The sequence below is a fragment of the Novosphingopyxis baekryungensis DSM 16222 genome (assembly GCF_000420305.1).
Classification (GTDB): domain Bacteria; phylum Pseudomonadota; class Alphaproteobacteria; order Sphingomonadales; family Sphingomonadaceae; genus Novosphingopyxis; species Novosphingopyxis baekryungensis.
Window position 1 is genome coordinate 438,333 of record NZ_ATUR01000004.1, and the last position, 14,777, is coordinate 453,109.

Annotated in this window: 10 protein-coding genes; 5 read left to right on the top strand and 5 right to left on the bottom strand. The window is 60.7% G+C overall.

Going from position 1 to position 14,777, the window contains the following annotated elements; genetic code table 11:
- Nucleotides 1-23: 23 nt before the first annotated feature.
- The 5 genes from G410_RS0109040 to G410_RS0109060 all read right to left on the bottom strand — a co-directional run bounded on the left by G410_RS0109040 (nucleotide 24) and on the right by G410_RS0109060 (nucleotide 6,451).
- Entirely contained in the window at nucleotides 24-1,301 is a 1,278-nt protein-coding gene (locus G410_RS0109040) for a TRAP transporter large permease (protein ID WP_022673333.1), read from the bottom strand.
- Complete coding sequence (locus G410_RS0109045; RefSeq protein WP_022673334.1) at nucleotides 1,301-1,804, bottom strand: TRAP transporter small permease; 504 nt, start codon at nucleotides 1,802-1,804, stop codon at nucleotides 1,301-1,303. The genes G410_RS0109040 and G410_RS0109045 overlap by 1 nt, the downstream gene beginning before the upstream one ends.
- Nucleotides 1,805-1,806: 2 nt before the next feature.
- Nucleotides 1,807-2,709 (bottom strand): TRAP transporter substrate-binding protein, encoded by a 903-nt coding sequence (locus G410_RS0109050; protein ID WP_084489107.1) that lies wholly within the window; start codon nucleotides 2,707-2,709, stop codon nucleotides 1,807-1,809.
- Nucleotides 2,710-2,813: 104 nt separating this feature from the next.
- The gene (locus tag G410_RS16220; protein WP_022673336.1) at nucleotides 2,814-3,602 is read right to left on the bottom strand and encodes a 2-keto-4-pentenoate hydratase; all 789 of its coding nucleotides are present in this window, start codon (nucleotides 3,600-3,602) and stop codon (nucleotides 2,814-2,816) included.
- Between the two features lie 2 nt (nucleotides 3,603-3,604).
- A complete protein-coding gene (locus G410_RS0109060; RefSeq protein ID WP_162604085.1) occupies nucleotides 3,605-6,451 on the bottom strand; it encodes a TonB-dependent receptor in 2,847 nt (948 codons plus the stop codon).
- A 179-nt stretch (nucleotides 6,452-6,630) separates the two neighbouring features.
- On the opposite strand from G410_RS0109060, the gene G410_RS0109065 reads away from it, so the two are divergent.
- The 5 genes from G410_RS0109065 (at nucleotide 6,631) to G410_RS0109090 (ending at nucleotide 14,601) form a co-directional block, all read left to right on the top strand.
- Nucleotides 6,631-8,277: a right-handed parallel beta-helix repeat-containing protein gene (locus G410_RS0109065; protein WP_028971279.1), complete on the top strand. Its 1,647-nt coding sequence runs from the start codon at nucleotides 6,631-6,633 to the stop codon at nucleotides 8,275-8,277.
- Between the two features lie 1,064 nt (nucleotides 8,278-9,341).
- Entirely contained in the window at nucleotides 9,342-10,013 is a 672-nt protein-coding gene (locus G410_RS17405) for a DNA N-6-adenine-methyltransferase (RefSeq protein WP_022673339.1), read from the top strand.
- 80 nt (nucleotides 10,014-10,093) lie between these two features.
- Nucleotides 10,094-11,167 carry a hypothetical protein gene (locus tag G410_RS17990; RefSeq protein WP_156851910.1) on the top strand — a complete coding sequence of 358 codons (1,074 nt, stop codon included), beginning with the start codon at nucleotides 10,094-10,096 and terminating at the stop codon, nucleotides 11,165-11,167.
- A gap of 138 nt (nucleotides 11,168-11,305) precedes the next feature.
- Nucleotides 11,306-11,827: a hypothetical protein gene (locus tag G410_RS0109085; protein ID WP_156851911.1), complete on the top strand. Its 522-nt coding sequence runs from the start codon at nucleotides 11,306-11,308 to the stop codon at nucleotides 11,825-11,827.
- Nucleotides 11,824-14,601 (top strand): LPD7 domain-containing protein, encoded by a 2,778-nt coding sequence (locus G410_RS0109090; RefSeq protein WP_022673343.1) that lies wholly within the window; start codon nucleotides 11,824-11,826, stop codon nucleotides 14,599-14,601. Before G410_RS0109085 ends, G410_RS0109090 begins: the two co-directional genes overlap by 4 nt.
- The last annotated feature ends 176 nt before the right edge of the window (nucleotides 14,602-14,777 follow it).

Here is a 14,777-nt window from a genome sequence, read left to right on the forward strand (position 1 = left end):
CGCGCCAAGTGCTTGTCGTATGGTCAGAATAGGCTGGGCAACCAAAGCGAAAGCGGGGGGACGTAGGTAACGAGCGCCAGCGAGACCAGGAGCGTGAGATAGAAGGGCCAGATCGTTGCCACCATCTTTGAAAGCGGAACCTTGCCCACCGCCGAACCGACGAACAGCACCGAACCGACCGGCGGGGTGACGAGGCCGATGCCGAGGTTCAGCATCAAGATGATGCCGAAATGCACCGGATCGACGCCGGTCGCCATCACGACCGGTAGAAAGATCGGCGTGGTGATGACAATCAGCGGCGCCATGTCCATGAAGGTGCCAAGCGCCAGCAGCATCAGGTTCACGATGAGCAGCGTAACGATCGGGTTGTCGGTAAGGAAGCCGATCAAACTTGCGAGACCGGCCGGCACTTCGAGCAGCGCCAGCGCGAAGCCGAAGGCGGTGGCGGCGGCAATGATGAACAGGACCATCGCGGCGGTGCGGACCGACTTCTGCGCCGCTTCCCATGTGCCGTTCCAGCCAAGATTGCGGTAGACGAAGGTGCCGACGAGGATTGTGTAGATCACCGCCACCGCGCTGCTTTCCGTCGGCGTGAAGATACCCGACAGGATACCGCCCATGATGAGCACGCCGGTGAATAAGCCGGGAATGGCGTAGATCGACGCGCGCACGAAGGCGCGCCAGCCGGGAAAGGAACCGCGCGGCAGATTGCGTTTGCGCGCGACCAGCCAGGTGGTGATCATCAGGAGCCCGCCGGTGATGATCCCCGGTACGATACCGGCCAGGAACAGATCGCCGATCGACACGCCGATGCCCGAGGCGGCGGCGTAGATGATCATGTTGTGCGAGGGCGGGATCAGCAAGCCCACGATCGCGGCGGTGACGGTCACGTTGACCGAGAAATCGCGATCGTAGCCCTTCTCGTCCATCAGGGGGACCATCGTCGATCCGATCGCAGACGCGCTCGCGATGGCCGAGCCCGAGACCGCGCCGAACATCATCGATGCGCCGACGTCGACCAGACCGAGCCCACCGCGCACCCGGCCGAAGGCAGCATCGGCGACGCGCACCAGCCGCTCGGCAATGCCGGCGCGGTACATGAGATCGCCGGCAAAGATGAAGAATGGGATCGCCATGAGCGTGAACACGCTGATTCCCGCCGCCATCCGCTGCACCGCGACGATCAGCGGAATGTCGGCAACGGCAAAGGTCGCAAGCGCCGCGCCGAACAGCGCGAAGGCCACCGGCACGCCGATCGCGAGCAGGACTAGGAGGACCACGAACAGGACGAGGATTTCCATCAGGCAGGCTCCTCGGTGCGCCTTTGGGGTTCGCGTTCCTGTTCCAAGAGGCGCACGCGGATGCGTCCGATGGAAAAGATCGTCATCAACAGGCCGGCGAACGGGATCGGGATGTAGGCAAAGGCGCGGCTGATCCCGAGCGAGGGAATCACATTGCCGCGCACCTCCCAGGCGAGCTGCGCGCCGTAGACTGCGAAGACAAGGCCGAACAACGCGATCAGTACGTGAATGCCGATGCGCAGCCGCGTCATGCCGGGAGGCGACAGGCGCTGTTCCAGTATTTCGATGCGGATGTGGAAGCGTTCCCACACGCCTGCCGCAGCGGCTAGAAAGACGTACCAGATCATCAGGATCAGCGCGGTCTGCTCTGACCAGGAGGGGCTGTGTTGCAGCACGAACCGGCCGAATACCTGCCAGCCGATCACCGCTGTCATCACTAGAAGCCCGGCCGCGCCCAGCTTGGCGAGTAGGCTTGCCGCTTTGTCGTTGACGCCACCGTTCACCGTTAGCCTCCCCGCTGGGCAAGTATCATCTGCACCAGTTCGCGCTGCCGCGGCGTTGTCAGCGCGGCGTCCCACATCGCCGTCATCCGCTCGGCAAACGGCGCGGGATCGACCTCGTTCACCTTCACGCCGGAAGCCATTACGATCGCGCGGCTCTTCTCCACCTGCGCGTCCCAGAGCCTACGCATAAAAGGCACCGACTGCTTGGCGGAACGGCGCACCGCCTCCCGGTCGCGATCCGATAGCGCATCATATTTCACCTTCGACATCACGAAGACCTCAGGCGCCAGCAGGTGCCGCGTCAGGCTGTAGTAGCGCGCGACTTCGTAATGGCGGCCATTCTCGAAGCTCGGCCAATTGTTCTCCGCGCCGTCGATGACGCCCTGTGCAAGGCTCTGATAGACCTCGTCGAGCGGCATCGGAACCGCGTCTGCGCCGAGCGAGCGGACCATCGCGATATAGAGGTCCGAGCTGGGCACGCGCAGCTTCAAACCGCGCATGTCGTCCGGCCTGTGGATCGGCCGGCGCGTGTTGTAGAAACTGCGCGCGCCGGAATCGTAGAAGCACAGGCCGATAAGGCCGTGCGGTTCCAGCGAGGCAAGGATCTCGTTGCCGATCGGCCCGTCGAGTACGCGGCGCAAATGCCCAATGCTTTCGAACAAAAAGGGCAATGCCGCGACGATGGTTAGCGGCTCGATCGAATTGAGCGGGGCAAGATTCACGCGGTTGAAGTCGATCCCGCCGAAGCTGGTGATCTCGAGCGTGTCGCGCTCGTTGCCCAGTTGCCCGCCCGCATAGATGCGCAGGTCCAGTCGACCGTCGGTGGCCGCGGCTAGCAGTTCGCCGAAGCGGCGTACGCCTTCCACGGTGGGGTAGCCGATGGGATGCGTATCGGACGCGGTCATAACGTCGGGTCCCAGAATGCGCGTACAGCCCGCCAGCGCCCCCGCGGCGAGACCGCCCAGGATCGCGCGACGGCCGACGGGCCATCCGAGACCGCGTGGTTCCGTCACGAAACGAGCGCGCCGACGAGTGTCAGGTGCAGGCGCCCGAGATCGCCGAAATCGACATGCGCTTCAGCGCCCGGCGCGGCTTCGTGCACGCCGGTGATCGCCCCGGTGGAGACGTAGGTGCCCGGTGGCAGCGCGAAGCCGCGCTCGTCCGCAAGGCGGCGCAAGAAGGCGAGCGCTTCGAGCGCGGCATGCGGAAAGTCGCTTACCAATTTTTCCCCCACCCTGTTCCCATCGATTGTCGCGACGACCTCTACTGCTTGGGCACGTTCCCTCCAGCCCGCGATTTCCGGTCCGATCAGCAAGCCGTTATTGTTGCCGAAATCGCTGATCACCGCCATGGGCCCGTGATCGTTGATCGCCGGAATCGGGCTGCTGGCGATCTCGGCGCCGATGAACATGCGGTCGTTCTCGCCTTCCCCGCCGAGCCGCAGTACGAATTCGGGCTCGATCGCCGCGAAGCCGCCGTCGAACACCTCCATGGCGACCGGACCGATGCCCTCTGCCGCGCGCACCGAGTTGGCAAAGATCGGGCCCGCTAGAAAGCGCTCATCGAACCGGTCCAGATAAGCGGCCGGAACGCCCCCGACTTTCCAGCCGACGACGCTGTCACCCCAAGCGGCGATCGAATGCGATTGTAGGCGGTAGGCGTCGGTAAGGGTCTCCGGCATTCCCGGCGGCGGCCCATCCAGCGCGCTTCCCTCTGCCCGGGCCTGTACCAATCGAGACGAAATCGCACGATGCGCCTCCGGCAGACCATCAGAGCCCGCCTCGTCATTCAAGCGCATGATCAGAACTTGCCGCGCAGGCCGAGGAAGTAGCGGCGTCCGGAGAAATCGCTCTCTGCAAGGCTGTCGCGCACCGGCCGGTAGAGCAAGTTCGGCTCGTCCAGGATATTGAGCACCTGGAAGCGCGCCTCGACATTCTTAAGGAGATCATAGCTTAATGAAAGATCGAGAAAGCCCTGATCGCCCGCAAAGCGATTCGATGTGGTGCGGAACGGCTTGAAATAGTCCGAGCGCCATTTGTACGCAACGCGCGCGCTGAACGGGCCCTTTTCGTAAAACACTGTGGCATTAGCGGTATGCTTGGAATAGCCGGGGATGTTCGCGGGGTCGATGAAGACCGACAGCGTCTCGCCGTTCCGGCCGATTGTCGGATCGGGGAATTCGAAATTGGAATCGGCGTAGTTGTAGCTGAGCTGGAAACCCAAGCCGAACTCGAACTGATGCTGGGCCGTCACCTCGAAACCGAAGATACGGCTCTTGTCGTCCGAATTGACGGTACGCGCGATCTGTACCGGAGTCGGCGCGCCGTCCACCACAACGCCGATCGTGCTGACATCGGTCGCGAACCCGGTCTGCAGGCTCTTGTAATAGCCTGCCACGGCAAGGGAACTGGTCGGCGATGCGTACCATTCCACCGAAACATCACCGTTCCAGCTTTTCAGCGGCTCGAGAAACGGGTTGCCCGCGGCCGAGATCGCCTCGCCCACGCTCATCGCATCGGATTCACGGTCGATCGCGAGCGCCGCGGTCATCGCCTCGGGATCGGGCCGGGCGATTGCGCGATAGGCGGCGAAGCGCAGCAGCAGATCGGGCTCGAGCTCCAGCGAAAGGTTGGCGCTCGGCAAGATATTCCAGAAGCTGTTGGTTTCGGTATTCACGATCGGATCGCCGACCGGTTCGATCGTGATCGTATCGGGATCGGCACCGGGAGAAGTCTGCAGCGCGCTACTGACGCCGAGTGAGGTGATCTCGGTCCGCACGGCCCGCACGCCGACGTCGCCGCGTGCCGGCAGGCCGAACATCGTCGTTTCGAGATTGGCCTGCGCGTAGCCCGCCCAGGTCCTCTCGCGCACGTCGGTGTCCTCCACCGACAGAGTCGATCCGATCGGCAGTCCGGCGTCGGCATCGCCGGTAAGGGCAAGAAACAAAGCGCGTGGATCCCAGCTTGCAAAGGTCAGGCCGCGCATCGGCGTTTCGGCACCGGCATAGAGATCGGTGACCGGAAAGACGGTGCGCGCGGCCACCGCATCGGGGCTGAAGATATTACCCACCAGCGCGATAGGATTGACCGAGTCATCGGAGCTGCGGTCGATCCCGTCGTCGCGTACGCGGTGACGGTCGGCATAGCGCGCCCCAAGCTGGATCGAGGACAGGGGTCCATCGAGATCGTAGCGTCCGTCGAGACGGAAGGAGAGGATATCGTCATCGACATTCTCCTGCCTTCGGCGCACGCGCAGCGCATCCGTATACTGCGCATAATTGTTCAAATCGAACGGCGCCTTGATGCGATTTTCGACCGCGCTCGTATCGAGAAAGGTGAGGGCCGGGACTTCATATCCACGAAAGTCGAGTTCGAAATCGACGCGGTCCTGCGTACGGATGCGCATATCGAGTTCGTCGCGGCGACGCTTGGTCTGCGAATAACCGGCGTCCGCGGCGATCGTCAGGCGGCCAGCGGTCCATTCGACGTTCGCGCCGAAGCCCAAATATTCTTCCGTCTGCACCTGACGAAACGGATTAAGCTCGATCCGGCTGTTGCCCGTGTAATCGAGCAGAGCGCCGCGGTCACTCACCTCCAGGGGCGTGATACGGCGGCGGCCGTCGGCGACGATCAGGTTTTGACGGTCCTCGCTGTCGCTGCGGTAGGAATATTGGCCGTCCAGATTGATATCGAGATCGGGGGTCGGCTGCCACTGAATGCCGCCCATCACGGCGTCACGGTCCGACTGGGTGCGCAGCGCGCGGTAGATATACTGGTTCGACACGAAATATTGCGGTGCGGAGCCGCCGGCGGTGAAATCGCAATTGGAACCGCCATCGAGGGAATAATCGGCGTTGCAAACGCTGTACGTCGAACTGGTGGTGAAGATGTCCTCCGGCGCGGTATCGCGGCGGATCTGCCCTCCGATCGCGATACCGATGTCGCCGATGCCGGTGGCGAACTGGTCGATATAGGAGGTTGTCAGGCGCTGGCTGTACGGATCGCCGCCAACCACGCGGTCTTCGTAATCGCTATAGCCGAGCTGCCCCTGCACCTGCAGCCGTCCCTTGCCGTAATCGAGCGCACGCAGCGTCTGCAGCTCGATAATGCCGGAAACGCCGCCCTCGATGAAGTTTGCCTGCTGCGACTTGTAGACGATCGCGCCGTTGATCAGCTCGGACGGGAACTGGCCGTAATTGACGTCGCGCCCGTCGCTGCCGGACGTGACCTCGCGTCCGTTCAGTATAGATGAGCCCAGGAATGCGCCAAGGCCCCGCACTGAAAGCTCGGAAGCGCCGCCCTTGAACCGGTCGGAGGTGACCCCGACGATCCGCTCCAGCGTCTCGGCAACCGACAGGTCGGGAAGGTCGCCCACATCCTCGCCGACGATCGCGTCGCCGATGACGCTTAGCTCACGCTTGGTTTCGAGCGAATTCTCGATCGTACGGGCGATCTCACCAGTTACAACGATGACGTTCTCGTCCTGCACCGCCTCTTCGACTACATCGGCGTCCTCGTCCGGCGGAACGGCCTGCGCGTGGGCGATGGTCGCCTGTGTCAGCAGGACGGCGGAGGCCAGCAGTCCTGCCCTCAAACCGCGGCGGCCAGGGTGGCTGGGCATAGCGAGAAGTGCACTTTCGTGACGCATGAATCCTCCCATAATTTCGTTTTCCGCCGGAAAAAGTCCGAAGGGGGCGCCTTTTGACACCGGTTACCTATAACGTTGACACCGGTGCCATTTCCCGTCAATCTATTTTCGGAAAAAATATTGGAGAGGCTTGAATGGCTCGTAAGAAGCTGAAAACATTTGCTTTGCTATCGCTCTCGGTGCCGCTGGCCGCGCCGACTGTGGCATCCGCGCAACAGACGCTGTCCACCGTGCCCGCGATCCTGCAGTCGGACAGCGGCGGCGAACAGCCCTATCTCCCCGACTTCTCCTACGCTGGTTACGGTTATGGCGAAAAGGCGATTCCCGAAGTCGGCCAGCACATCGATGTCGCCGATTACGGTGCGATACCGAACGACGGTATCGACGACAGCAAGGCTTTGAAGGCCGCGCTGGGCGCTGCCCATAAGATGACAGGCCCTGTGCGCGTTCAGTTCGCGTCAGGACGCTACATCCTGACCGAAATCCTCTGGATCGAGCGCAGCGGTATTGTGATCGCGGGGATGGGCAGCGCGAAGGGCGGGACCGAGTTCTTCATGCCCCGTCCGTTGAATCAGGCTGACGACGGCGGCGCACTCGACGAACTGCGCGAATATCTGAAGGAAAACGACAAGCGCCAGCACGACGAGGACATCAATCTGGACGTGCTCTTTTCTGAATGGAGCTGGAGCGGCGGGTTCATCTGGACGCGCTTCCCCGGCGGGCGGCATGCGACCTATCTGGAAAAATACGATCGTCCGATCGAACACGTCTCCAATATCCGTTCGGGCGCGCGCGGATCGCGCGAGCTGACCGTGGCCGATCCGGGCGCGCTGCGCGTGGGCGACGTGTTGCAAATTCATTGGCACAACCGAGCTGGCAAGGACGGGCCGCTGATCCGCGAGCTCTACGGTGATGCCAATCTCGAAATCGGCGATCGCCACTGGACCCTGCCCGATCGTCCCCTGGTACGCCAAGCCACCCGGATCGAGGCGATCCGCGGTGATCGGGTGACCATTGCTGACCCGCTGATGCACCCGATCGACACCGAACTTCCCGCCTATTTCGCGAGATGGGACCATCTGAGCGAGGTCGGGATCGAGAATTTGGCATTGGTCTTCCCGGAAAACCCCTATTTCGGCCATCATAACGAGGCCGGCTATAACGGCATCTACTTTACCGGTGTCCACAATGGCTGGATCCGCAACCTGCGGATCGTGAACAGCGATAGCGGCGTGCTGACCGATGATCTGGCAAACGTCACCATCGCCGATGTGGTGACCACAGGTGATCACAAAGCGCATTACGGTGTCCACATTGGTAATGTGCACAACGTGTTGGTGACGGGGAACGAGGTCTTCAACCCAACCGAGCATACCTTCAGCTTCAACACGCAGGCGACGCATTCAGTGTACCAGCGCAGCACCGGTTGGGAGCAGCCGACGCTGGACCAGCACGCTGGCGCTAATCACCAGAATCTTTACGACGCGCTCACCGTCCACATTCGCCCCGATCCTGCCGAGGATAGGCAGCCAGCCACCTATGATCTCTTCAAGGCGGGCGGTGCCGGTTACTGGAAGCCTGGCCATGGCCGCTACAACACGGTCTGGAACCTCGCTATCGAAGTCGATGCCAATGCCTCGCCCGGCCTTCCGGTGGTGCTGACCGAGAAAAGCGGCGGCCCGGAAGCGCGCATCGTCGGCCTCCACGGCGACCACCCGCTGGAGCTTCGCTACTCGCCGCCGCCATATACCGAGGCGGAGGGAAAACGCCTCCTCGCCGTCCCATCGCTCTATGACTACCAACTGGCACGGCGCTCAAGCCGCTAACCTGTGGGGCGGCTGAAACCGACGCGACTGGCGGAGTCGCCGGATCGACTTGAGCCGTTAATGTTTTGATCCTGACGAAGTTAAATAGTTCGCGTTCCGAGCCTTTCCCCTTTGCCGCACACAGGCAGATTATGAGTTAAATTCAGCGGTCGATATCGATCATAACTGACCTTTTCTTAAATCCGATGGTCTTGTGTACACGAACTCGTCGAGGACGGCAGAGCACACCCACACTGTGTATTGATGGAGCCGGCTCGGAAATTATAATTTGGTCGTTGTACTGGCATCGGCCGTGATCGCCCGGCTTTGGCATGTCGCATCGCCTGGAGAGCCAATGCCTGCGGCCCCGTCATAGGTATTGGCGAAGAGCGTGTTCCCGCCTTCGCTCGTAATTCCCGATGATCAAAGCCTTCTTATCGGCATAGAGATATCAAACCGCGGCGATTTTGGTTCAGACCCCCTCACGTCGCACCAGCGGATTGTCCGCTTCCTGTCGCGCTTGTTGAAGAGCCGTACACACAGCGCCTCAGAATGTTCTTCGGCGCATCACGTTCGGCCATCAATGCAATGCCATATAGAGCAGCCGTGTACGCCGTCGCCGCCACTTTTAAAGCCAGGATAACTGCGATCGGCTCTCGCCCGCGATAATGCTAATATTTGAATGCGGCGCAGTGAGCGGCACCTTTTGGCGCCAGTGGACGTACACAGTTATTGATCCGAATGACAGGCTTTGGTCGATACGTTAGCGCTCACACTGCGCTGTGCGGCGCTACCCCACTTTTACTCAAAGATTCGATCTTGTAAGAAATGCCTTGACTAATCATAATAATTTCGTATTCAGCCCGATACGGGAAACCGTTGCGTCGAGACGCTGTCGACACCTGAGTGCAGGGATTGGCCGATTCGACAAGAAACGCGAGCATTCCTAACTCGCTTTACGCCAGCTGTTGTCGACGCAACTGGCATGCCGATCCCGACTGGGAGGCAGTTGATCCGGTAACGGGTCAGACCGGGCTGTTAGGTGCCAAGGTCTCTTCAACATAACTTATATTGAGGAGTCCGTTATGGCTACGCGTGCCCGGAATAGTAAAACGACCACCAAAAGGACCGATCTCAAGGAAAGTGATAATCGCTTCACTCCTTCCTGGTTCATCTGTGCTGTCGTGTACAGCTTTGGCCGGATATGTTTCGACCCATGTTGGCATGCTGCCAGTCTAGTTCGCCCGGTCGCTTTCTTCGACGTTCGGCGGGGAGACGATGGGTTGCGTGACCCCTGGTTCGGTGACCTGGTGTTCGTCAATCCGCCGTGGTCTAACCAGAAGCGATGGCTTGAGCGAGCGCACGGCCAGTGGCTGTGCGGCAACGTGAAAACGATTGTATGCCTCGTCCCTGCCAGAACCGACACTGACCTGTTCCACAACATCCTGTCGCGGGACGCCGATATATACTTCATCAAAGGGCGTCCGAAGTTCTTTCAAGAAAATGGCAAATCCGAATCGACCTCGGTGAGTACGATGGCCGTGATCTTCGGTGCGACGGACAAACAGAAGAAACGTTTTGCCGAGAAAGTTCCAGGCTTGTGGTGGCAATCGCACCTTCGATCGTCGGCGCCTGCGATGCCAACGCCAGTTCAGATTCCAGTCGGCGCAAAGATGCGCGTGCATAAATCTTCGCCGACGTCGTGCGTATCGGTCCGTCAGGATCTGCGTGTCTATTGCGGGCCCTTCTCCAGCTAGAGCCAGCGGTTTTTCACGAACCAAGGTGGTCCAGCGACCAATCGACTGAACGCGCTTCGCGCAGCACGGAAATTATAGATATGAGCAAGACCTACGAAACAGCTGATGCCTCTTCAACCAAGGGCGGCTCGCGTCGGAAGCTGACCAAGGCCGGGTCCAAACGAAGCCGGCAGTGGGCAGATGCCAAGCGCTTGTCAAATAGCCCTCTCGCAGAAGACATCAGCAATGCAGAGCCAAAGCCGCCGCCCGGCTTCGGCAATCCGCAGTACAGATTGCCTCGCAGCGCCTGCGAAGAGATCGTCAAAAAGGCAACGGATGCCGTCCGCAAGGCAAAGCGCAATGCTGGCGCAGCCAAGGGCGTTCATGTCGTCAACGAACTCGCCCGGCTTTTCAATCTCGATCATGCAGAGCGGACCTGGCTGATCGCCTGGGTCAATTACCTGAATCTCTGGCCACAGATCGTGGTGGAAGGTAAGTATCGCTCCGGTGCGCGCATCCTGGCCGCGCTGGGCCTGCCGGTCTTTCCGCTACCCAATGCGCGGCAGGTTCCTTCTCCAGCTCCCGCGCAAGTGCCGACATCGACACCGTCACCTTCGCCCGCGCCAATCGCTCCAGCAGCGTCCAATCAGTCGTCAGCTGCACCGCCACCGCCGCCACTGCCACTGCCGGCCTCGTCTCCGCCGCTTCCCTCACCACCCCCGCCCCAGACGACGACTGGTCCGATAGCCACCACTGCTGGTGCAACCAACGCTCTGCATGAGGGGATCCGTCGGATGGACGCCTCATCAGGACAGGGCAGCACAGCCGATGCGGGTTCTGCCGTTCAGACTGGTGCTCCGACCAGCCCACACGGATCCACAGTTCAGCAGAATATCCCGCCGGCAAGCCCGGCTCCATCGATGGGCAGTACTGCGGCATCAATCCTGCCGCCAACCCCTCGAGAGGTCCCGGTGACGTTCATCAAGTTGAGCAATTCCAATGGCAAGACATTCTGTCGCGCATACTGGGAATCTAACGATCTCTCCGAAGTCCGCGCCAAGGCCCGGGCACTCGCCGCGGACAGCGTCGGTCTGTTCGAAATCCGTAACCACAGTGCAGTCGCTGAGAAATTCCTCATCGAAACGATGCAGAAGCTGGGAGTATCTTTGCCATGATACAGTATCGGCAAAGGGGGGGTAAACTTAGGCAGGATGGAGGTGGGGGACCCACCTTTTTCGACGTCGTGTCGCTGGCGCTTCGTGACGTCGTTTTTTTACCGCGCAGGTGCCTGCGCAATAGCGGAGGTGCTCAGTATGTCCTCCGATGAAACCAAGAGCAAGCGCTCGAATGGTGAGGACAGGCGGAAGGACACGCGTAAACGAGCTTGTATTAAGATCTATCTGGACAAGGAGAAACTGGCCGATGTCGACAGCCGTCGTCGCGGCGTATCGCGCACAGCCTGGTGTCGCGACCGTATCTTCGCGAGCGAAAACTTTCACGATCCGTTGTTCGACGTGGCTTCGCGCCTGGCAGCAATAGCGGCAAGCTGCGCTGCGGATTATCAGCGCGTGGCTCGACTGGGCGATGCATCAACTGCCCTTGAGCGGACTCTGCAACTGCATCACGGGGTTGATCCTGCAACCCGGTCGCTCATCGAAAATACTACCCTCGATCTGCGCGCCGCGATCGAAGCGCTGAGGACATCCCATAACAATTCGACGCACTGGCGTGCCGAGCTCACTGCTGTAGCGCGTGAGGTGCTGGAACTGCTCCGGGAGCGCCAGCAGTCGGACCGGGCACGCGCTTCCCAGATGTGGTCGAGGCATAAGACATGATCGCCAAGATCTGGAAGTATGAGCTCGCTGCAGGAGCGACGAGCGCCGGTGCAAAGCAGCGGGTCGCATACGATATTGCCCTGGGGTGCTCGTGCTATGTCCTGGCGGTGTCACCCTACTCCGAGGCAATGGACACGTTTGAGCTAGCCCGGCGCGTCGGCGATTATGTCGGCGCGCCCGACACCGTTCCGGAACGCATATTGAGAAGCTATGCAAGCGGGCTTGTGTCCGAACAGCCCGTCGCTCAGGCCAGCGAGCTGGCAGTTCATGCGGCGAACGCCGGGCTCGGCCGCGTGTATCATCTAGTCTACAGCTACAGGGAGGACGATGCGCCTGATCTAGACACGCAGACAGAGCACAGGGAAATCTTCCAGCAGGTGCTGCACGGCGGCATAGCTCCTAGCGTCGGCGCGGACCATGGCGATCAGCCCAACCCCCACCACCACGAGGTGATGGTCGCAATCGATCCGCTGTCCGGCGAAGGCGTATCATTCGGTCAGGGGTGGTATATCGAAGCCTGTCATATCGCGCTGGCGATCTGCGAATACCGGTCTGAGCTGCAGCCCGAACCCAACCGGCGATATGTCGCAGACGAGCGGGGCGTCTATCATATGCTTACCGGCGCACGCATCGCAGATGCGGATGGCCGAATGGTTCGCGACCCTGACGACGAAACCCTTGTCGACCGCAAGGTCATCGTGGCGATGCAGAAGCAGCACGATGCGATCATGAAAAACAATTTCGCACCTGATCCGGAACTGGCCGGCAAGCCGTGGGAAGTCGAGCGCGCGATAAAACACATGGCTGCACAGCGGATCAAGGACGCAAAAAGCTGGCAGGATCTTCACCGCAGCCTCGCCATGGTCGGCATCCGCTACACGAAGACCGGAAACACAGCTCGGCTTGAGCTCGAGCGATATGGTCGTGACGAAGCGGACCGCAATCTGTTCGTAGATGACAAAATAAAGGCCGGTGCAGCAGGTTCGCAGGCCGTGTTGGGTAGACTCAGCGAACGGCTTGGAACGTTTGAACCTGCATCTGCCGACCTGACGGTCAGGCCGTTCATGATGCCGCGCTATGACCTGCCCGTTGATGCTGCAAAGGCCGAACAACGCGCGGACACTTGGGAAGCGAAGAAGCAGAGAGCGGAACTCGAACAGCATCTGAAGGATGAGGGGGCCACCGATCGGAGGGAAGCCCAGAGTGGCAACCTCGGCAAACTCATGGCCTATACGAGTGAGCTGCTGGCTGAGCCGAGGCGTGAAGAGATGCTTGCAGTCGAGGAGCTGCTTGTAACACTGGGCGCTAAACGAAAGCGCAAGGTGCGCAAACCAGCGCAGGTCCGGAAGCGCCAAGATGGGCAGTCGGCGGAGCCGATACTCTTCTTCGATGAGAGCGAAGCCGAAGGTCTGTTCTGGCGGGGACCGCCGGAGGATGAGGAGGACGAGAGCGGGAAAGAAACCAAGCAGGAGAAACAAAGGAGGATCGATCAGGCTCGCCGCGCTGCAGCCGAGCGAGAAGACGAGGTTCGCAGGCGTCTGGAAGTTCAGCCCTACAGCGTCATTACCCGCAAGGGCGTGCGAGCCTATTTTCGCGGCAGAGAACTCGCGATCGTCGAGCGTCACCATATCGTTGCCGTGCATGCGAAGGACCAACAGACGAAAATCGACGCACTGCTGTTATCCCAGGCAAAGTTCGGCAAGGTCAAACTGCTGGGCCGGCGCGCCTGGATCAGGGAAGCTGCGGCGCTTTCGGCCGAGCTGGGGATCAAGCTCGACAAATCCCAGCAGTATCTGGCCGAGCAGCATCTAGATCGCATCGCGAAGGACCCATCGGCGAGGCTGATCCGGGGAGCGATTAAGCCTGTTAAACAGACAACGACGAGACCGGCCACTGCAGCAAAAGGGGCAGCTGCAGCCGACGCGATCAGGAGGCGCGAAGTCTATCAAAAGCAGCTGATGTCCGAAATCGAGCAGCAGCGGCGCATTAGGGAACGGCTGGTCGAGGAGAAGGGGCCGTTCTGGTTCAAACGGTTGAAGCAGGAACGGGACGTCGACGACGAACGAGCAAGGCGCGCCATACCCATACCGATCAAACTTCATTTGGCGCAATGGCACCTCGATAAGATGGATCGAAACCGCCTGCTCCTTATGACCTCGTCCTTCGAACAAGAGGGGGTTCGGTTCCTTGATGATGAGGCGCTTCTGCAGACTTTGGAGGGCTACCACAGCTATATTCTGCGCCCTGAACTGCAGGCACGTTTGCAAGCCCTAGAGGCGATCCATCACTTTCGCTTGCTATGGACCAGGAACGCCCTCGCTGACGGGGTCGTTCGGATCGAAAACAATGTGCTCACAGCTTCCCGCAAAGAGGACGACTGGGCGATCGGATTCTACGAGCAGCAAAGGAAGGGTGCCTGGTTCAGGTTGATGGTCACGCCCGAGGCGGGCAGCCGGGTTGATCAGCGTATGCTCGATACGCCGCCGGAGATCACGGCATGGCGCCGCGCCCACAAGACGCCTCCCCAGGACCCGTTGGTCATTGGAGCGATTGCCGATGAACTCTATCTTCGACTGAAAGACGATCCAGAGCAGTTCAAGGCGACGCTCAAGGCGCTCGATCCCGATCCGAAGAAAGCGTTTAGCGAAGCATGCGACTTGCGTCGAAGCTCCACGCGGTTCCAGATGAAGTTTGATCCTTTCATGCCGAGCAATCCAAATTATCGGCGCAGACGGAGCGGGCCGCGAGGCCAAGCGATGGGACGACGGAGATGAGCAGGCTAACCAACCTGGCGGCCATCGCGCGCCGACCTAATTTAGTAGCTCGACGGCCTGAGGCGGCGACGGAAAAGGCGGGGGCCGCCCAGTAGCTCCATCCGTAAATCCAGAGAACGGAAAGCCCGGGGCTGCCCAGCAGCACCATTTTCGAATCGCAAGAAGGAAAAGCGTGC

Coding starts and splice junctions, on each gene's coding strand:
- G410_RS0109040 (WP_022673333.1), bottom strand. CDS start 1,301: ATGGAAATCCTCGTCCTGTTCGTGGTCCTCCTAGTCCTGCTCGCGATC.
- G410_RS0109050 (WP_084489107.1), bottom strand. CDS start 2,709: ATGACCGCGTCCGATACGCATCCCATCGGCTACCCCACCGTGGAAGGC.
- G410_RS16220 (WP_022673336.1), bottom strand. CDS start 3,602: ATGCGCTTGAATGACGAGGCGGGCTCTGATGGTCTGCCGGAGGCGCAT.
- G410_RS0109060 (WP_162604085.1), bottom strand. CDS start 6,451: ATGCGTCACGAAAGTGCACTTCTCGCTATGCCCAGCCACCCTGGCCGC.
- G410_RS17405 (WP_022673339.1), top strand. CDS start 9,342: ATGGCTACGCGTGCCCGGAATAGTAAAACGACCACCAAAAGGACCGAT.
- G410_RS17990 (WP_156851910.1), top strand. CDS start 10,094: ATGAGCAAGACCTACGAAACAGCTGATGCCTCTTCAACCAAGGGCGGC.
- G410_RS0109085 (WP_156851911.1), top strand. CDS start 11,306: ATGTCCTCCGATGAAACCAAGAGCAAGCGCTCGAATGGTGAGGACAGG.
- G410_RS0109090 (WP_022673343.1), top strand. CDS start 11,824: ATGATCGCCAAGATCTGGAAGTATGAGCTCGCTGCAGGAGCGACGAGC.